Origin of the sequence: Nocardia sp. NPDC050697, from assembly GCF_040654395.1 — a bacterium.
GTDB lineage: Bacteria > Actinomycetota > Actinomycetes > Mycobacteriales > Mycobacteriaceae > Nocardia.
This window is the reverse complement of the sequence record NZ_JBFAHY010000006.1, coordinates 415,126-432,732: the sequence shown is the minus strand read 5'-3', so window position 1 is coordinate 432,732 and position 17,607 is coordinate 415,126. Positions and strand designations below refer to the sequence as shown.

Below are 17,607 nucleotides of genomic sequence, written 5' to 3'. Positions count from 1 at the left end.
GAGAGACAGATACTCTGATCGTTGCACGGGCCCGACACGAGGAGAGAACACCGACATGGTCGCGATCGACAGCGCTGCCACCGCAGCGGCCGAGCTGGCGCTGCTGCAGCAGTCCGGCGCCACCCCCGAGCAGGCGTGGGCGCTCTTCGACAGCCTGGCCCCCGCCCGCACCGACGAGGTGACGCTCGGCCGCTGGCAGGGTTCGGAGCTCGACACCGGGCACCCGTTCGCCGGCGTGCTCGTCGCCTCCGGCTGGTACGGCAAGCAGTTCGACGGCCCCGAGCAGGTGCACCCGCTGCTCTTCGCCGACTCCACCGGCGCCGTCTTCCCGGTCGACCCGCGCCGCGTCCCGCTGACCCTCACCGACAAGGTGCCGCTCTCCGGGGTCCGGCTGATCAACAAAGCGCTGCCGGTGCTCGGGATCGCGCTGCGCACCCGCAAGTACACCGCGCGTCTCCGCGACATCGAGTACCGCGGCGCGGTGAGCGTCGCCATGGTCTACGACCACCTGCCGATCATCGACCACTTCCGGCGGGTCGACGAGCACACCCTGCTCGGCATCATGGACATGCGTGACCTGGCCGAGCCGTACTTCTTCGTGCTGAAGCGCTGACGGCTAGCCCGGCTCCTCGGCGAGGATGGCGGCGAAGCGCTCGTCGGCGCGGTCGAGCTGGGCGGCGATGTACTCCTTGACGTGCGCGGCGAGGGGGGTGTCCCGGCGGCGGAGCAGCTCGCGGTAGACGTCGGTGAGCGGGGCGTACTTGCGGGCCAGCCGGGGCATGGCGGGGCCGGTGGCGTAGAGGATGCCGACGCCGTTGTCGGTGAAGTCGGAGAGCTTCACCACCCGGCCCCAGGGGGAGTGGTCCAGGCTGGCCGCGATGTGCTCGCGGTAGCGGCGGTGCCGGTCGGCGACGTCGGCCGGGTCGGCGGGGTCGCGCTCCTGGTTCGTCACCGCGGCGACGATCTCCGCCACCCCCGGGCCGAACCGCTCGGTGAGCAGCGCGAGCGCGGCGGCACGCGGTTCGGCGCTCGAATCTCCGTGCAGCGCGGCGAGTTCCGGGGCGTGGTCCTCGACGGCGTCGTGCAGCAGCCCGGCGATGACCGGGGTGGCGTCGCGCACCTCGTAGTGGCTGACGATCCGGATCGCCACCCGCAGCAGGTGGCTCAGGTAGGGCTCGCGGCCGTACCGGTCGTCGCGGTGCAGCTCGGCGGCGAGTTCGAGCGCGGCGAGCACGTCGTCCCGCCCCGGCAGCTCGGCCACCTCGTGGCGCAGCCGCTCGCGGAGCCCCTCCTCGCCGTAGACCTCGCTGATGGTGTGCAGCGGCATCACGGCGAGTACCCCCGCCTCCGGTGTGCCCATGCGAGCAATCTATCCCGGCGCGCCGGGCGCGGCCGACCGAGCGCCGGTCAGCGCACCCCGCGCGGCCGGAACTGCACGCTGATCCGCGGCCCGGCCGGGCGCCTGGTCTTCGGCACCGCGTGCTCCCAGGTGCGCTGGCAGGAGCCGCCCATCACCAGCAGATCGCCGTGGCCGAGGTGGTAGCGCCGGCTGGCGCCGCCGCCGCGCGGGCGGAGCAGCAGTGCGCGGGGTGTGCCGAGCGAGACGATGGCGACCATGGTGTCGTGGGTGGCGCCGCGGCCGATGGTGTCGCCGTGCCAGGCCACGCTGTCCCTGCCGTCGCGGTACCAGCACAGCCCGGCGGTGCGGAACGGCTCGCGTAGCTCGGGTCCGTAGTGCACGGAGAGGTTGTCTCGTGCGGACGCCAGGATCGGGTCGGGGAGCGGATCCCGCTCGCCGTAGAAGCAGAGCAGCCGCGGCACGTCCACCACCCGGTCGTACATGGGGCGGCGCTCGGCCTGCCACGGCACCCCGGCGGCGAGCCGGTCGAAGAGCGCGTCACCGCCGGTGAGCCAGCCGGGCAGCAGGTCGACCCAGGCGCCCTGCCCCAGCTCGGTGCGGCGCAGCCCGGCGAGCTCGCCGAGCCCGGCCGCGGGCGACTGGTCGAAGAGCGAACCCTGGAAGGCGGTCATGCGGGCGACTCTACAGCTATTCGAACACCTGTGCTATAACGGTGTCGGGCGTGGCCGACCTCACATCGCGATACCGCTGGTGAAAGGCACCTTCGCGGCGCTGCTAGGCTCCTTGCTCGGAAAGACATCCTTTAACGGACCGTCCGGTGAGGCGGGGAAGGAGGTCGGCATGGCCGTGCCCGACGACACCTCCGAGCGGCACTCCGCCGATCGGCTCGCGGGCGCCCGCGAGCTGCTCTCGGCCGCCGATGTGGGGCGCACCGTCGCCCGCATGGCGCACCAGATCATCGAGAAGACCGCGCTGGACTCCGGCGAGCCGGACCCGCCGCGCGTGGTCCTGATCGGCATCCCGACCCGCGGCACCACGCTCGCGGCCCGGCTCACCGATCGGATCGAGGAGTTCTCCGGCGTCCGCCCCGCGCTCGGCTCCCTCGACATCACGCTCTACCGCGACGACCTGCGCTCCCGGCCGCACCGGCCGCTGGAGCGCACCTCGGTGCCGGACGGCGGCATCGACGACGCGCTGGTGGTGCTCGTCGACGACGTGCTGTTCTCCGGCCGCACCGTGCGCTCGGCGCTGGACGGGCTGCGCGACCTCGGCCGCCCGCGCGCCGTGCAGCTCGCGGTGCTGATCGACCGCGGCCACCGCGAGCTGCCGATCCGCGCCGACTACGTGGGCAAGAACGTGCCGACCAACCGCGCGGAGGACATCTCGGTGCTGCTCACCGAACACGACGCCCGCGACGGCGTCTACCTGCACCACGAGGAGGAGGCCTGATGCGACACCTGCTGACGGTCGCCGACCTGGACCGGGCGGCCGCCACCGAGCTGCTCGACGAGGCCGAGCGGTTCGAGCAGGCGCTGCTCGGCCGCGAGGTGCGCAAGCTGCCGACGCTGCGCGGCCGCACCGTGATGACCGTGTTCTACGAGAACTCCACCCGCACCAGGGTCTCCTTCGAGGTCGCGGGCAAGTGGATGAGCGCCGACGTGATCAATGTGAGCGCCAGCAGCTCTTCGGTCGCCAAGGGCGAGTCGCTGCGCGACACCGCGCTCACGCTGCACGCGGCCGGCGCGGACGCGCTGGTGGTGCGGCATCCGGCCTCCGGCGCCGCGCACCAGATCGCGCGCTGGCTGGATGCCTGGGCGGTGGCCGAGGGCAGGCCCGGCGGGCCCGCGGTGGTGAACGCCGGCGACGGCACCCACCAGCACCCGACCCAGGCGCTGCTGGACGCGCTCACGCTGCGCCAGCGGCTCGGCGACATCGAGGGCAGGCGGGTGCTGATCGTCGGCGACATCCTGCACAGCCGGGTGGCCCGCTCGAACGTGCTGCTGCTGCACACCCTCGGCGCCGAGGTGGTGCTGGTCGCGCCGCGCACCCTGCTCCCGGTGGGGGTGGAGTCCTGGCCCGCGCGGGTCTCGCACGCGCTCGACGCGGAGCTGCCCGGCGCCGACGCGGTGCTCATGCTGCGGGTGCAGGCCGAGCGGATGAACGGCGGCTTCTTCCCGTCGGCGCGCGAGTACGCGATCCGGTACGGCCTCTCCGAGCGCAGGCTGGCGCTGCTCGACGAGGCCGCGGTGGTGCTGCACCCGGGGCCGATGCTGCGCGGCATGGAGATCGCCTCGCCGGTGGCCGACTCGAATCGGGCCGCGATCCTGCAACAGGTGACGAACGGAGTGCACATGCGCATGGCGGTGCTGTTCCGGCTGCTGGTCGGAACCCACGAGGCGGTCGGGGTATGAGCGGGCTGCTGATTCAGGGCGCTCTGCTCTACGGCGAGGGGGAGCCGGTCGATGTGCTGATCGCGGACGGCGAGATCCGGGAGATCGGCGCCGACCTGGACGCAGGCGACGCCGAGGTCCTCGCCGCGCACGGCCGGGTACTGCTCCCCGGCTTCGTCGACCTGCACACGCACCTGCGCGAACCCGGCCGCGAGGACACCGAGACCATCGAGACCGGCTCCGCCGCGGCGGCGCTCGGCGGCTACACGGCGGTCTTCGCCATGGCCAATACCGACCCGGTCGCCGACTCGGTGGTCGTCACCGACCACGTCTTCCGGCGCGGCCGCGAGGTCGGGCTGGTCGACGTGCACCCGGTCGGCGCGGTCACCGTGGGGCTGAAGGGTGAGCGGCTCGCCGAGATGGGCACCATGGCGGCGGGCGAGGCCGGGGTCCGGGTCTTCTCCGACGACGGCCACTGCGTCGCCGACCCGCTGATCATGCGCCGCGCGCTGGAGTACGCCAACTCGCTCGGCGTGCTCATCGCGCAGCACGCGGAGGAGCCGCGGCTCACCGTCGGCGCGGTCGCGCACGAGGGCCCGAACGCCGCCCGGCTCGGGCTGGCCGGCTGGCCGCGCGCCGCCGAGGAGTCGATCGTGGCCCGCGACGCCCTGCTCGCCAGGGACGCCGGCGCCCGCGTGCACATCTGCCACGCCTCCACCGCGGGCACCGTCGAGCTGCTGAAATGGGCCAAGGCGCAGGGCATTGCGATCACCGCCGAGGTGACCCCGCACCACCTGCTGCTCGACGACTCCCGGCTGGCGACCTACGACGCGGTGAACAAGGTGAACCCGCCGCTGCGCGAGGCGTCCGACGCCGCCGCGCTGCGGCAGGCGCTCGCCGACGGCGTGCTCGACTGCGTCGCCACCGACCACGCGCCGCACGCCGAGCAGGACAAGTGCTGCGAGTTCGCGGCCGCCCGCCCGGGCATGCTCGGGCTGGAGACCGCGCTCGCCATCGTCGAGCAGACCATGGTGCGCCCCGGGCTGCTGGACTGGCGCGGGGTGGCGCGGGTGCTGAGCGAGAACCCGGCCCGGATCGCCGGGCTGGACGACCAGGGCCGCCCGATCGCCGTCGGCGAACCGGCCAACCTGACCCTGGTCGACCCGGACGCGGAGTGGACCGTGCGCGGCCGGGAACTCGCCAGCATCGCGCAGAACACCCCGTTCGAGGAGATGACGTTCCGCGCGCGGGTCACCGCCACCGTGCTGCGCGGCCGGATCACCGCCCGCGACGGCGCGGTCGCGGTGCGAGCGGAGGGGTACTGATGGAACGCATACTCTGGGTCGCCGGGCTGCTGCTCTGCTTCCTGCTCGGGCTCTACCTCATGTACCGCGGCTGGCAGAACCGGGCGCAGCGGCAGGCCGAGCGGATCGGCGAGCTGCCCCCGGTCCCCGCCGAGCTCGGCGCCCAGCTGCTCGAGCCCACCACCGGGCTCTACCTGGGCAGCACCATCGCGCCCAGCTGGCAGGACCGGATCGCCGTCGGCGACCTCGGCTTCCGTGCCACCGCGGAGCTCACCCGCTTCGAGCACGGCATCCTGCTGGAGCGCGCGGGCGCGCAGGCCATCTGGATGCCGCAGGAATCGATCAGCGTGGTGCGCACCGAGCGCGGCCACGCGGGCAAGGTGATGACCGAGGGCGGGGTGCTGGTCGTGCGCTGGACGCTGCCGACCGGCACCGAGATCGACACCGGGTTCCGCGGCGACGACAAGACCGTGTATCCGGCCTGGACGGCAGCCCCGTCCCGGCCGACGACAGGAGACGACGAGGGATGACAGGACAGCAAGCGGCGCTGGTGCTGGAGGACGGCCGGATTTTCCGCGGCACCGCCTACGGCGCCGTCGGCCAGACGCTCGGGGAGGCGGTCTTCTGCACCGCCATGACCGGGTACCAGGAGACCCTCACCGACCCCAGCTACCACCGCCAGATCGTGGTGGCGACCGCCCCGCAGATCGGCAACACCGGCTGGAACGACGAGGACGACGAGTCCGGCAGGATCTGGGTCGCCGGGTACGCCGTGCGCGACCCCGCGCGCCGCGCCTCCAACTGGCGCGCCACCACCACGCTGCCGGAGGCCATGGAGAAGCAGGGCGTGGTCGGCATCGCCGGCATCGACACCCGCGCGTTGGTCCGGCACCTGCGCACCCGCGGCTCCATGAAGGCGGGCATCTTCTCCGGTCCGGCGCTGGCCGGCACCGACGAGCTGGTGGCCAGGGTCACCGGCCAGGGGTCCATGCTCGGCGCCGACCTGGCCGACGAGGTGAGCACCGACGCGGTCTACACCATCGAGCCGGTCGGCGGGCACAAGCACACGGTTGTCGCGGTCGACCTCGGCATCAAGACCAACACCCCGCGGATGTTCGCCGAGCGCGGCATCCGGGTGCACGTGGTCCCGGCGACCACCTCCCTGGAGCGCATCCTGGAGCTGAGCCCGGACGGGGTCTTCCTCTCCAACGGCCCCGGCGACCCGGCCACCCAGGACGGCGCGGTCGCGCTCACGCGGGGCGTGCTGGAGCGCGGGCTGCCGCTGTTCGGCATCTGCTTCGGCAACCAGATCCTGGGCCGGGCGCTCGGCCGCGGCACCTACAAGATGAAGTTCGGGCACCGCGGCATCAACATCCCGGTGCTGGAGCACGAGACCGGCCGCGTCTCGATCACCGCGCAGAACCACGGCTTCGCGCTGGAGGGCGAGCGCGGCGAGCAGTTCGACACCCCGTTCGGCCGCGCCGAGGTCAGCCACGTCTGCGCCAACGACGGCGCGGTCGAGGGCGTCCGGCTGGTGAACGGCCGCGCCTTCTCGGTGCAGTACCACCCCGAGGCCGCCGCCGGCCCGCACGACGCCGCGTATCTCTTCGATCGGTTCTCCGGTCTGCTGGAAGGAGCCTGATATGCCTCGTCGCGAGGATCTGCGTCACATCCTGGTCATCGGCTCCGGTCCGATCGTCATCGGCCAGGCCTGCGAGTTCGACTACTCCGGCACCCAGGCCTGCCGGGTGCTGCGCGCCGAGGGGCTGCGCGTGTCGCTGGTGAACTCCAACCCGGCGACCATCATGACCGACCCCGAGTTCGCCGACTCCACCTACGTGGAGCCGATCACCGCGGAGTTCGTCGAGAAGGTCATCGCCAAGGAGCGCCCGGACGCCATCCTGGCCACCCTCGGCGGCCAGACCGCGCTGAACACCGCGGTCGCGCTGCACGAGCGCGGGGTGCTGGAGAAGTACGACGTCGAGCTGATCGGTGCCGACTTCGACGCCATCCAGCGCGGCGAGGACCGGCAGAAGTTCAAGGACATCGTCGCGAAGGTCGGCGGCGAGAGCGCCCGCTCCCGGGTCTGCTTCACCATGGACGAGGTCCGCGACACCGTCGCCGAGCTGGGCTTCCCGGTCGTGGTGCGGCCGTCGTTCACCATGGGCGGGCTCGGCTCCGGCATGGCCTACGACCACGCCGACCTGGACCGCATCGCCGGCGGCGGGCTCGCCGCCTCGCCCACCGCGAACGTCCTGATCGAGGAGTCCATCCTCGGCTGGAAGGAGTACGAGCTCGAGCTCATGCGCGACGGCCGGGACAATGTCGTCGTCGTCTGCTCGATCGAGAACGTCGACCCGATGGGCGTGCACACCGGCGACTCCATGACCGTCGCCCCGGCCATGACGCTCACCGACCGCGAGTACCAGAAGCTGCGCGACCTCGGCATCGCCATCCTGCGCGAGGTCGGCGTCGACACCGGCGGCTGCAATATCCAGTTCGCGGTGAACCCGGCCGACGGCAGGCTCATCGTGATCGAGATGAACCCGCGGGTCTCGCGCTCCTCGGCGCTGGCCTCCAAGGCCACCGGCTTCCCGATCGCCAAGATCGCCGCCAAGCTGGCCATCGGCTACACCCTGGACGAGATCGTCAACGACATCACCGGCGAGACGCCCGCCTGCTTCGAGCCGACGCTCGACTACGTGGTGGTCAAGGCGCCGCGCTTCGCCTTCGAGAAGTTCCCCGGCGCCGACGCCACCCTCACCACCACCATGAAGTCGGTGGGCGAGGCCATGTCGCTTGGCCGCAACTTCAGCGAGGCGCTGGGCAAGGTGCTGCGCTCGCTGGAGACCAAGGCCGCCGGGTTCTGGACCACCGACGACGGCCGCTGGGCGCCGAGCGGCGACGATGCCAGGCCCGCCATCGAGGAGATCCTGGCCGACCTGCGGGTGCCGACCGAGGGCCGGATCTACCAGGTGGAGCGGGCGCTGCGGTTCGGCGCGGGCATCGAGGAGGTGGCCGAAGCGTCCGGGATCGACCCGTGGTTCGTCGCCGAGGTGGCCGGGCTGGTGGAGCTGCGCGCCGAGCTGCTCGACGCCCCGGTGCTGGACGAGCCGCTGCTGCGCCGGGCCAAGCACTACGGCCTCTCGGACCGGCAGCTGGCCGCGCTGCGCCCCGAGCTCGCCGGGGAGACCGGGGTCCGGGTGCTGCGGCACCGGCTCGGGGTGCGCCCGGTCTTCAAGACCGTGGACACCTGCGCCGCCGAGTTCGAGGCGAAGACGCCGTACCACTACTCCGCCTACGAGCTCGACCCCGCCGCGGAGTCCGAGGTGGCGCCGCAGCGCGAGCGGGAGAAGGTCATCATCCTGGGCTCCGGCCCGAACCGGATCGGCCAGGGCATCGAGTTCGACTACTCCTGCGTGCACGCCGCGCAGACGCTCTCGGCCGCGGGATACGAGACGGTGATGGTCAACTGCAACCCGGAGACCGTCTCCACCGACTACGACACCGCCGACCGGCTCTACTTCGAGCCGCTCACCTTCGAGGACGTGCTCGAGGTGTACGCCTCGGAGTGCGAATCCGGCACCGTGGCCGGGGTGATCGTGCAGCTCGGCGGGCAGACCCCGCTCGGGCTGGCGCAGCGCCTCACCGACGCCGGGGTGCCGGTGGTCGGCACCAGCGCCGCCGCCATCGACCTGGCCGAGGATCGCGGCGAGTTCGGCGACGTGCTGGTCGCGGCCGGGCTGCCCGCGCCCAAGTACGGCACCGCCACCACCGTCGAGCAGGCCAAGAAGATCGCCGCCGGGATCGGCTACCCGGTGCTGGTGCGCCCCTCCTACGTGCTCGGCGGGCGCGGCATGGAGATCGTCTACGACGAGCACGCGCTGGAGGGGTACATCTCCCGCGCCACCGAGCTGAACCCGGACCACCCGGTGCTGGTGGACCGCTTCCTCGAGGACGCCATCGAGATCGACGTGGACGCGCTCTGCGACGGCGAGGAGGTCTACCTCGGCGGCGTCATGGAGCACATCGAGGAGGCCGGTATCCACTCCGGCGACTCGGCCTGCGCGCTGCCGCCGATCACGCTCGGCCGCAGCGATATCGAGGCGGTGCGGCGCTCGACCATCGCGCTGGCCAGGGGCATCGGGGTGCGCGGCCTGCTGAATGTGCAGTACGCGCTCAAGGACGACGTGCTCTACGTGCTGGAGGCCAACCCGCGCGCCAGCCGCACGGTGCCCTTCGTCTCCAAGGCCACCGCGGTGCCGCTGGCCAAGGCGGCGGCCAGGATCACCATGGGCGCCACCATCGCCGGGCTGCGCAAGGAGGGCATGCTGCCCCCCGAGGGCGACGGCGGCCACGTCCCGCTGGACGCGCCGGTCGCGGTGAAGGAGGCGGTGCTGCCCTTCAACCGGTTCCGCCGCGCCGACGGCACCGGGGTGGACTCGCTGCTCTCGCCGGAGATGAAGTCCACCGGCGAGGTGATGGGGATCGACGCCGACTTCGGCACCGCCTTCGCCAAGAGCCAGACCGCCGCCTACGGCTCGCTGCCCACCGCGGGCACGGTCTTCGTCTCCATCGCCAACCGGGACAAGCGGGCCATGGTCTTCCCGGTCAAGCGGCTGCACGACCTGAACTTCCGCATCCTCGCCACCGAGGGCACCGCGGAGATGCTGCGCCGCAACGGGATCCCCTGCGATCAGGTGCGCAAGCACTCGGACGAGGCCACCGACGCGGACGGCCCCTCGATCGTGGACCTGATCCGGGCGGGGGAGGTCGACATGGTGTTCAACACCCCGTACGGCAACTCGGGGCCGCGCGTCGACGGCTACGAGATCCGCAGCGCGGCGGTCGGGGTGAACATCCCGTGCATCACCACCGTGCAGGGCGCCGCCGCGGCGGTGCAGGGCATCGAGGCCGCCATCAACGGCGGCATCGGGGTGCGTTCGCTGCAGGAGCTGCACTCGGTGCTGCGCGGATGACGGCGTTCGGCGAGCGGCTCCGGCAGGCCACGCGCAAGTACGGGCCGGTCTGCGCGGGCATCGACCCGCACCCCGGGCTGCTCCGGGAGTGGGGGCTGACGCCGGACCCGGCCGGGCTCGCCGCCTTCACCGAGACCTGCGTCGAGGTGTACCGCGGGAACGTCGCGCTGGTGAAGCCGCAGGTCGCCTTCTTCGAGACCTACGGCTCGGCCGGGCTCGCGGTGCTGGAGCGCGCCGTCGCCGAGCTCAGGGCGGCGGGCACGCTGGTGCTCGCCGACGCCAAGCGCGGCGACATCGGCTCCACCATGGACGCCTACGCGCACGCCTGGCTGGCCGACGGCCCGCTCGGCAGCGACGCGGTGACCGTCTCGCCCTACCTCGGCTTCGGCTCGCTGGAGCCGGCGCTGGAGCTGGCGCGGGCGAACGACCGCGGGGTCTTCGTGCTGGCCGCCACCTCCAACCCGGAGGGGCCGCAGGTGCAGCAGGCGGTGGCGGGGGACAGGGTGGTCGCGCAGGCCATGGTGGACGAGGCGGCCGTGCGCAATGCCGGCGCCGCGGCGGGGTCGGTCGGCGTGGTCGTCGGCGCCACGCTGGCCGAGGCGCCGGATCTGAGCGCGCTCGGCGGCCCGATTCTGATGCCGGGGATCGGCGCCCAGGGCGGCGGCCCGGAGTCGGTGCGCGCGCTGCTGCCCGCCGCCGTGCTGCCCGATGTGGTCCCCGCCGTCTCCAGGGAGCTGCTGCGCGCGGGGCCGTCCCCGCGGGCGCTGCGCACCCGCCTGGCCGAGCTGCAGGACGCCTTCGGCTTCCTCGGCTGAGCCCGCACGATCACGTCCCTCTCGCTGCCCGGGCGCGGATTCTCCGCGTCCGGGCACGACTTTTTCCATCGGTGGGTACGAAATTCACGACCGGGAAAATCCCGCGACACGCCGAGGGTCTTTGCTGGACACGCCGATATTTTCGAGAAAATTGCAGGTCGCGCGGGTGCCGGTTGCCGAGCGGCGCGCCCACGGCGTCGCTACTTCCACGCAAATTCCGGACATCGCCGCAAAGTCCCAGGTCGACGTGGGTTCGGTGAGGTCACGGCGGTGGCGGCGTACCCTCGGTGAGCGACGCGCGAAACTCTCCCGCGTCCGTTAGCGGACCCGCGGAATCATGCGCTGACCTGGGGGGCGGGTTCGCAATCGGCGGGCGTCGTGGGTACGGTCGCTGGGACTGTCGGGTTACCGGCAGTCGTTGTTGCAATGAACGATGAGACGGAGGAACCGTGGCCCTTCCCCAGCTGACCGATGAGCAGCGCGCCGCTGCTCTGGAGAAGGCGGCTGCCGCTCGCCGCGCTCGGGCAGAGCTCAAGGAGCGCCTGAAGCGTGGTGGGACCGACCTGAAGAAGGTCCTCGCGGACGCCGAGAACGACGAGATTCTCGGCAAGATGAAGGTGTCGGCGCTGCTGGAGGCCCTGCCCAAGGTCGGCAAGGTCAAGGCGGCGGAGATCATGAGCGAGCTGGAGATCGCCCCCACCCGCAGGCTCCGGGGTCTGGGCGACCGGCAGCGCAAGGCGCTGCTCGCCCGCTTCGACTTCGACGCCTGACGACGAGGGTGGTCGGACACACGCGGAAGGGTCGGCTGGTAGTACTGGTCGGCCCCTCGGCCGTCGGGAAGTCGACGGTCGTACGGTGCGTGCGGGAGCAGCTGCCGGAGCTGGTGTTCAGCGTCTCGGCGACGACCCGGGCCCCCCGGCCCGGTGAGATCGACGGGCGCGACTACCGGTTCGTCGCCAGGGCGGATTTCGACGCGATGATCGCGGCGGGCGAACTCCTGGAATGGGCGGACATCCACGGCGGGCTCCAACGTTCGGGCACCCCGGCCCGGCCGGTGCGGGACGCACTGGCCGCCGGCCACCCGGTCCTGGTCGAGGTCGACCTGGAGGGCGCCCGCTCGGTGCGCCGGGCCATTCCGGACGCACTGCTGGTGTTCCTCGCCCCGCCGAGCTGGGACGAGCTGGTCGCCCGGCTGCGGTCGCGCGGGACGGAATCCCCCGAGGTGATCGAGCGCAGGCTCGAGACCGCGCGGATCGAACTCGCCGCCAGTGACGAGTTCGACATCGTGATCGTGAACGACGACCTGACCAGTGCCTGTGAGCAGTTGGTATCGTTGTTCGTCAGCACGAATTCCAGCTCGTGACCCGAGCCGGTCGGTGACCCGGTTCTCGCGCCGTACGGCGCGAGAACCCCGGTGGCCCGCCGACCCGCCGCTCAGCCCGTCCGGTTCTCGCGAGCCGGAACTTTCCGCCTACCGAGAACGCAGGAGTCTCCTCCAGTGACCGACACCACCGCCGCGCCCGCCTACGACACCCCGGTCGGTCTGACCAACCCCCCGATCGACGAGCTGCTCGAGCGCACCTCGTCGAAGTACGCGCTGGTCATCTACGCGGCGAAGCGCGCGCGCCAGATCAACGACTACTACAACCAGCTCGGTGACGGCATCCTCGAGTACGTCGGCCCGCTGGTCGAGCCCGGCCTGCAGGAGAAGCCGCTCTCCGTGGCCATGCGCGAGATCCACTCGGACCTGCTCGAGCACTCCGAAGGCGAGTGAACCCGGCGGGAGCGGAGTAACCATGCGGATCGTCGTCGGCGTCGGCGGGGGAATCGCGGCCTACAAGGCCTGCGCACTCGTCCGGCGGTTCACCGAGACCGGCCATTCGGTGCGGGTGATCCCCACCGAATCGGCGTTGCAGTTCGTCGGGAAGGCCACCTTCGAGGCGCTCTCCGGCAACCCGGTGCACACCGGTGTCTTCGCCGACGTGCCCGAGGTGCCGCACGTCCGGCTCGGCCAGGAGGCCGAGCTGGTGGTGATCGCCCCCGCCACCGCCGACCTGATGGCGCGCACCGCCTCCGGCCGCGCCGACGACCTGCTCACCGCCACCCTGCTCACCGCCCGATGTCCGGTGCTGTTCGCGCCGGCCATGCACACCGAGATGTGGCAGCACCCGGCCACCGTCGCGAACGTGGAGACGCTGCGCAGCCGCGGCGCCGTCGTGATGGAGCCGGCCGCGGGCCGGCTCACCGGCACCGACACCGGCCCGGGCCGGCTGCCCGAGCCGGAGGAGATCTTCGGCCTCGCGACGCTGCTGCTGGAGCGCCCCGACGCCGTCCCGCGCGACCTGGAGGGCCGCCGCCTGGTGATCACCGCGGGCGGGACGAGGGAGCCGCTGGACCCGGTGCGCTTCCTCGGCAACCGCAGCTCCGGCAAGCAGGGGTACGCGCTGGCCCGGGTCGCCGCGCAGCGCGGCGCGCTGGTCACGCTGATCGCGGGCAACACCATCGAGATGGCCCCGCCCGCCGCCGTCGACCTGGTCCACATCACCACCGCCGACCAGCTGAAGACCGCCGTGGAGAAGCACTCGGTCGGCGCCGACGCGGTGATCATGGCCGCCGCGGTCGCCGACTTCCGCCCGACCAGCGTCGCCACCGCGAAGATCAAGAAGGGCGCCGGCGAGCCGGACGTCATTCCGCTGACCAAGAACGAGGACATCCTGGCCGGGCTGGTGCAGTCCCGCCGCGACGGCCAGCTGCCCGGTACCGCGATCGTCGGCTTCGCCGCCGAGACCGGGGACGAGCACGGCGACGTGCTCACCCACGCCCGCGCCAAGCTCGCGCGCAAGGGCTGCGATCTTCTTGTTGTGAACGCCGTCGGCGAGGGTAAGGCCTTCGAGGTCGACACCAACGACGGCTGGCTGCTCGGCGCCGACGGTACCGAGCAGTCGCTCGACCACGGCTCCAAGGCATTGCTGGCCAGCCGGGTGCTGGACGCACTCGGCCCGCTGTTGCGCTGAATCCGCACCGGAACGACCGCGGGCGCGGCGGCGGATCTCCGGGAAGTTTCCCGGCCGCTCCCGCCTCTCGACGGAGGGGTGCCGGAGCGGAGCCGGGCCTCCCCGCGGTGTCACCTCTTTGGAATAGTCTGAGTAGAAGGCTTGCGCACCGGCGGGACACCGCTACTGTCGCAGACCGACCGAGCAACCCGTGAGGGGAAGGGAACAACTGTGCCGACGTCTGGCAGCCGCCTGTTCACCAGTGAGTCCGTCACCGAGGGTCATCCGGACAAGATCTGTGACGCCATCAGCGATTCCATCCTCGACGCGCTGCTCACCGAGGATCCGCGCAGCCGGGTCGCGGTGGAGACCCTGGTCACCACCGGCCAGGTGCACGTGGCCGGCGAGGTGACCACCTCCGCGTACGCGGACATCCCGAAGATCGTCCGGGAGAAGGTCCTGGAGATCGGGTACGACTCCTCCGCAAAGGGTTTCGACGGCAACTCGTGCGGCGTGAACATCGCCATCGGCGCGCAGTCGCCGGAGATCGCGCAGGGCGTCGACACCTCGCACGAGGTCCGCACCGGCGGCGGCGCCGAGTCCACCGAGGACGAGATCGCCCGGCAGGGCGCGGGCGACCAGGGGCTGATGTTCGGGTACGCGAACACCGACACCCCCGAGCTGCTCCCGCTGCCGATCGCGCTCGCGCACCGGCTCTCCCGCAGGCTCACCGAGGTCCGCAAGACCGGCGTGCTGCCCTACCTGCGCCCGGACGGCAAGACCCAGGTCACCATCGAGTACGAGGGCGACCGCGCGGTCCGGCTGGACACCGTGGTGGTCTCCACCCAGCACGCCGCCGACATCGACCTGGACAACCTGCTCACGCCGGATATCCGGGAGAAGGTCGTCGACACCGTGCTCGCCGACCTGGCGCTGCCCACGCTGGACATCTCGAATGTCCGGCTGCTGGTCAACCCCACCGGCCGCTTCGTGCTCGGCGGGCCGATGGGCGATGCCGGGCTCACCGGCCGCAAGATCATCGTCGACACCTACGGCGGCTTCGCCAGGCACGGCGGCGGCGCCTTCTCCGGCAAGGATCCGTCGAAGGTGGATCGCTCGGCCGCGTACGCCATGCGCTGGGTCGCCAAGAACGTGGTCGCGGCGGGGCTGGCCGACAAGATCGAGGTGCAGGTCGCCTACGCCATCGGCAAGGCCGCCCCGGTCGGGCTCTTCGTGGAGACCTTCGGCACCGAGAAGACCGACCCGGCCAAGATCACCGCGGCCATCAACGAGGTCTTCGACCTGCGTCCCGGCGCCATCATCCGCGACCTGGACCTGCTGCGCCCGATCTACGCGCAGACCGCCGCGTACGGCCACTTCGGCCGCACCGACATCGATCTGCCCTGGGAGCACACCGACCGCGCGGACAAGCTGCGCGCCGCCGCCGGGCTGTAGGCCCGCCGAGCCGGAGTGGACGAACCCGACGCGGACCGTGCCGCCGCCACGGCGGACGGTCCGCGCCCGGGGCACCCCGGTGCGGGCCCGGTCGCGCGGGTGCTGCCCCTGCTCACCCCCGCCCACCTGGACCGCGACTTCGACTATCTGATCCCGCCCGAGTACGACGCGGTGGCGCGACCCGGCGTCCGGGTGCGCATCCGCTTCGCCGGGCGCCTGGTCGACGGGTACCTGCTCGCCCGCCTCGACCGCAGTGACCACGAGGGAACCCTGCGCCCCCTCGAGCGGGTGGTCTCACCCGAGCAGGTGCTCACCCCCGAGATCGAACGTCTGGTCCGCGCCGTCGCCGCGCGCTACGCCGGCACCCGCGCCGACGTACTCCGCCTCGCCATTCCGCCCCGCCACGCCCGCACCGAAGCGAAGGCGCCGAAGGTCGGTGCTGCCGTAGCTGTCTCCAACGAAGACGATGCTGCTGCCACAGAGGCCGACTCCCTCGCAGAGACGAACTCCGCCGCGGCGGAGGCAGCCACCCCCGCCGCTCCCCCCGAAGTCACCGCAGCACCGCATGATTCGCCGCAAACCGCGCAATTCGCCGAGCGGGGACCGGGCGAGGTAGGCGGCGATACCGACGGGACGTCGACGCGAAACCCGCAGATCGACGAAGCGGCGTGGTCCCGCTACACCCACGGCCCGGCCTTCCTGACCGCGATAACCGCACAGCGAAACCCGCGCGCCGCCTGGCAGGCCCTCCCGGGCGAGAACTGGCCCCGCCGCCTCGCGGAACTCGCCGCCCTGACCGACGCCACGAACCGCGGCACCCTCCTCCTGGTCCCCGACCAACGCGACCTCGACCGCGTCCTCGCCGAATGCCAACCCCTCCTCGGCGACCGAGTGGTCGGCCTGGCAGCGGGCCTCGGCCCCTCGGCCAGGTACCGCCGCTGGCTGGCGGCCCTGCGCGGCACCGCGACGGTGGTCGTCGGCACGAGAAGCGCCGTCTTCGCCCCCGTGCGAAACCTCGGCCTGATCGCGATCTGGGACGACGGCGACGACACCTTCGCCGAACCCCGCGCCCCCTACCCGCACGCCCGCGAGGTCGCCCTGCTCCGGGCACACGAAACCGGCGCCGCCTTCGTCGCCGCCGGCTTCGCCCGCACCGCGGAGATCCAGGCCGTGGTCGACTCCGGCTGGGCCCACGACCTGGTCGCCGACCGCGCCGTGCTCCGCGAGCACACCCCGCACATCAGCGCACCGGGCGACAGCGATATCGCCCTGGAGCGCGACCCCGTGGCCAGGGCCGTCCGCATCCCCGGCGTCGCCTTCGCGGCCGCCCGCGCGGCGCTGAAGGAGGGCGCGCCGGTGCTGGTGCAGGTCCCGCGCCGCGGGTACGTCCCGGCCCTGGCCTGTGCCCGCTGCCGCACCCCCGCCCGCTGCCGCCGCTGCAACGGCCCGCTCGCGCTGCCCGAGCACGCCGGCGACGGCGCACACAGCCCGGCCTGCCGCTGGTGCGGCAGCACCGAGGCGGCCTTCCGCTGCCCGGTCTGCGCCGCCCGCGCGCTGCGCGCGGTGGTGATCGGCGCGCAGCGCACCGCGGAGGAGCTGGGCCGCGCCTTCCCCGACGTGCCGATCCGCGGCTCCGGCGGGGGAGCGGTGCTCGACAGCGTCGAGCCGGGCCCGCAGGTCGTGGTCGCCACGGTCGGCGCCGAGCCGCGGGTGCGCGGCGGCTACGGCGTCGGGCTGCTGCTCGACGGGTGGGCCCTGCTCACCCGCGCCGACCTGCGCGCCACCGAGGACACGCTGCGCCGCTGGACCGCCGCGGCCGCGCTGGTCCGCCCGCACGGCCGGGTGATCGTGATGGCCGACCCGGCCGTGCCGACGGTGCAGGCGCTGGTGCGCTGGGACCCGGTCGGGCACGCGCGCGCCGAGCTCGCGGCGCGCGCCGAGGTCGGTTTCCCGCCCGCCGTCCGGCTCGCCGCCGTCGACGGCACCGCCGCCTCGGTCGCCGAATTGCTCGCCGCGACAGCGCTTCCCGACGGGGTGCAGGTGCTCGGCCCGGTCCCGCTGCCGGAGAGCGCGCGCCCGCCCTTCGCCGCGGACAGCAGCGCCCCGGTCGAGCGGCTCCTGCTCCGGGTGCCGCGCTCCGGCGGCGCCGCGCTGGCCCGTGCGCTCACCGCCGCCCAGGCCGTGCGCAGCACGCAGCGCTCGGACGCCCCGCTGCGCGTCCAGATCGACCCCGTCGACATCGGCTGACGAAGCACACCCCCGGGAACAACCCACGGCACCCTTGCGTTCGATCTATTGTCGATATATCGTC

Annotated in this window: 16 protein-coding genes; 14 read left to right on the top strand and 2 right to left on the bottom strand. The window is 72.6% G+C overall.

Features of this window, described 5'->3' with window-relative positions; translation table 11 throughout:
- Positions 1 to 55: 55 nt before the first annotated feature.
- A complete protein-coding gene (locus AB0H71_RS22995) occupies positions 56 to 613 on the top strand; it encodes a DUF4334 domain-containing protein (protein ID WP_357024365.1) in 558 nt (185 codons plus the stop codon).
- 3 nt (positions 614 to 616) lie between these two features.
- On the opposite strand, the gene AB0H71_RS22990 is transcribed toward AB0H71_RS22995, so the two are convergent.
- Together AB0H71_RS22990 and AB0H71_RS22985 are read right to left on the bottom strand one after the other, a co-directional pair.
- Positions 617 to 1,360: an HD domain-containing protein gene (locus AB0H71_RS22990; protein WP_357024362.1), complete on the bottom strand. Its 744-nt coding sequence runs from the start codon at positions 1,358 to 1,360 to the stop codon at positions 617 to 619.
- Positions 1,361 to 1,407: 47 nt separating this feature from the next.
- On the bottom strand, positions 1,408 to 2,031 hold the full coding sequence (locus AB0H71_RS22985) for an alpha-ketoglutarate-dependent dioxygenase AlkB (RefSeq protein ID WP_357024360.1): 624 nt from the start codon (positions 2,029 to 2,031) through the stop codon (positions 1,408 to 1,410).
- Between the two features lie 169 nt (positions 2,032 to 2,200).
- Between AB0H71_RS22985 and pyrR the strand changes: the two genes are divergently transcribed.
- The 13 genes from pyrR (at position 2,201) to AB0H71_RS22920 (ending at position 17,543) form a co-directional block, all read left to right on the top strand.
- Entirely contained in the window at positions 2,201 to 2,809 is a 609-nt protein-coding gene (gene pyrR / locus AB0H71_RS22980) for a bifunctional pyr operon transcriptional regulator/uracil phosphoribosyltransferase PyrR (RefSeq protein ID WP_357024357.1), read from the top strand.
- Positions 2,809 to 3,771, top strand: a complete 963-nt coding sequence (locus tag AB0H71_RS22975; RefSeq protein ID WP_357024354.1) for an aspartate carbamoyltransferase catalytic subunit — start codon at positions 2,809 to 2,811, stop codon at positions 3,769 to 3,771. The genes pyrR and AB0H71_RS22975 overlap by 1 nt, the downstream gene beginning before the upstream one ends.
- Positions 3,768 to 5,075 (top strand): dihydroorotase, encoded by a 1,308-nt coding sequence (locus tag AB0H71_RS22970; RefSeq protein ID WP_357024351.1) that lies wholly within the window; start codon positions 3,768 to 3,770, stop codon positions 5,073 to 5,075. The genes AB0H71_RS22975 and AB0H71_RS22970 overlap by 4 nt, the downstream gene beginning before the upstream one ends.
- A complete protein-coding gene (locus AB0H71_RS22965; protein WP_357024348.1) occupies positions 5,075 to 5,584 on the top strand; it encodes a transporter in 510 nt (169 codons plus the stop codon). Before AB0H71_RS22970 ends, AB0H71_RS22965 begins: the two co-directional genes overlap by 1 nt.
- Positions 5,581 to 6,696 carry a glutamine-hydrolyzing carbamoyl-phosphate synthase small subunit gene (gene carA, locus AB0H71_RS22960; protein WP_357024345.1) on the top strand — a complete coding sequence of 372 codons (1,116 nt, stop codon included), beginning with the start codon at positions 5,581 to 5,583 and terminating at the stop codon, positions 6,694 to 6,696. The genes AB0H71_RS22965 and carA overlap by 4 nt, the downstream gene beginning before the upstream one ends.
- A 1-nt stretch (position 6,697) precedes the next feature.
- Positions 6,698 to 10,033 carry a carbamoyl-phosphate synthase large subunit gene (carB, locus tag AB0H71_RS22955; protein WP_357024342.1) on the top strand — a complete coding sequence of 1,112 codons (3,336 nt, stop codon included), beginning with the start codon at positions 6,698 to 6,700 and terminating at the stop codon, positions 10,031 to 10,033.
- Positions 10,030 to 10,848 (top strand): orotidine-5'-phosphate decarboxylase, encoded by an 819-nt coding sequence (gene pyrF / locus AB0H71_RS22950; RefSeq protein ID WP_357024339.1) that lies wholly within the window; start codon positions 10,030 to 10,032, stop codon positions 10,846 to 10,848. Before carB ends, pyrF begins: the two co-directional genes overlap by 4 nt.
- A 449-nt stretch (positions 10,849 to 11,297) precedes the next feature.
- Positions 11,298 to 11,618 carry an integration host factor, actinobacterial type gene (gene mihF, locus AB0H71_RS22945; RefSeq protein ID WP_067657004.1) on the top strand — a complete coding sequence of 107 codons (321 nt, stop codon included), beginning with the start codon at positions 11,298 to 11,300 and terminating at the stop codon, positions 11,616 to 11,618.
- 8 nt (positions 11,619 to 11,626) lie between these two features.
- Positions 11,627 to 12,211 (top strand): guanylate kinase, encoded by a 585-nt coding sequence (gene gmk, locus AB0H71_RS22940; protein ID WP_357024336.1) that lies wholly within the window; start codon positions 11,627 to 11,629, stop codon positions 12,209 to 12,211.
- Positions 12,212 to 12,346: 135 nt separating this feature from the next.
- Positions 12,347 to 12,622: a DNA-directed RNA polymerase subunit omega gene (gene rpoZ, locus AB0H71_RS22935; RefSeq protein WP_067657009.1), complete on the top strand. Its 276-nt coding sequence runs from the start codon at positions 12,347 to 12,349 to the stop codon at positions 12,620 to 12,622.
- Between the two features lie 22 nt (positions 12,623 to 12,644).
- Positions 12,645 to 13,862 (top strand): bifunctional phosphopantothenoylcysteine decarboxylase/phosphopantothenate--cysteine ligase CoaBC, encoded by a 1,218-nt coding sequence (gene coaBC, locus AB0H71_RS22930; RefSeq protein WP_357024333.1) that lies wholly within the window; start codon positions 12,645 to 12,647, stop codon positions 13,860 to 13,862.
- 210 nt (positions 13,863 to 14,072) lie between these two features.
- A complete protein-coding gene (gene metK, locus AB0H71_RS22925; RefSeq protein WP_357024330.1) occupies positions 14,073 to 15,296 on the top strand; it encodes a methionine adenosyltransferase in 1,224 nt (407 codons plus the stop codon).
- A gap of 99 nt (positions 15,297 to 15,395) precedes the next feature.
- Positions 15,396 to 17,543 carry a primosomal protein N' gene (locus AB0H71_RS22920; RefSeq protein WP_357024560.1) on the top strand — a complete coding sequence of 716 codons (2,148 nt, stop codon included), beginning with the start codon at positions 15,396 to 15,398 and terminating at the stop codon, positions 17,541 to 17,543.
- The last annotated feature ends 64 nt before the right edge of the window (positions 17,544 to 17,607 follow it).

What these genes read in the sequence shown, in the direction of transcription:
- AB0H71_RS22990 (WP_357024362.1), bottom strand. Translation starts at nt 1,360, where the DNA reads ATGGGCACACCGGAGGCGGGGGTACTCGCCGTGATGCCGCTGCACACC.
- AB0H71_RS22975 (WP_357024354.1), top strand. Translation starts at nt 2,809, where the DNA reads ATGCGACACCTGCTGACGGTCGCCGACCTGGACCGGGCGGCCGCCACC.
- AB0H71_RS22970 (WP_357024351.1), top strand. Translation starts at nt 3,768, where the DNA reads ATGAGCGGGCTGCTGATTCAGGGCGCTCTGCTCTACGGCGAGGGGGAG.
- carA (WP_357024345.1), top strand. Translation starts at nt 5,581, where the DNA reads ATGACAGGACAGCAAGCGGCGCTGGTGCTGGAGGACGGCCGGATTTTC.
- coaBC (WP_357024333.1), top strand. Translation starts at nt 12,645, where the DNA reads ATGCGGATCGTCGTCGGCGTCGGCGGGGGAATCGCGGCCTACAAGGCC.
- AB0H71_RS22985 (WP_357024360.1), bottom strand. Translation starts at nt 2,031, where the DNA reads ATGACCGCCTTCCAGGGTTCGCTCTTCGACCAGTCGCCCGCGGCCGGG.
- AB0H71_RS22965 (WP_357024348.1), top strand. Translation starts at nt 5,075, where the DNA reads ATGGAACGCATACTCTGGGTCGCCGGGCTGCTGCTCTGCTTCCTGCTC.
- pyrR (WP_357024357.1), top strand. Translation starts at nt 2,201, where the DNA reads ATGGCCGTGCCCGACGACACCTCCGAGCGGCACTCCGCCGATCGGCTC.
- AB0H71_RS22995 (WP_357024365.1), top strand. Translation starts at nt 56, where the DNA reads ATGGTCGCGATCGACAGCGCTGCCACCGCAGCGGCCGAGCTGGCGCTG.
- pyrF (WP_357024339.1), top strand. Translation starts at nt 10,030, where the DNA reads ATGACGGCGTTCGGCGAGCGGCTCCGGCAGGCCACGCGCAAGTACGGG.
- carB (WP_357024342.1), top strand. Translation starts at nt 6,698, where the DNA reads ATGCCTCGTCGCGAGGATCTGCGTCACATCCTGGTCATCGGCTCCGGT.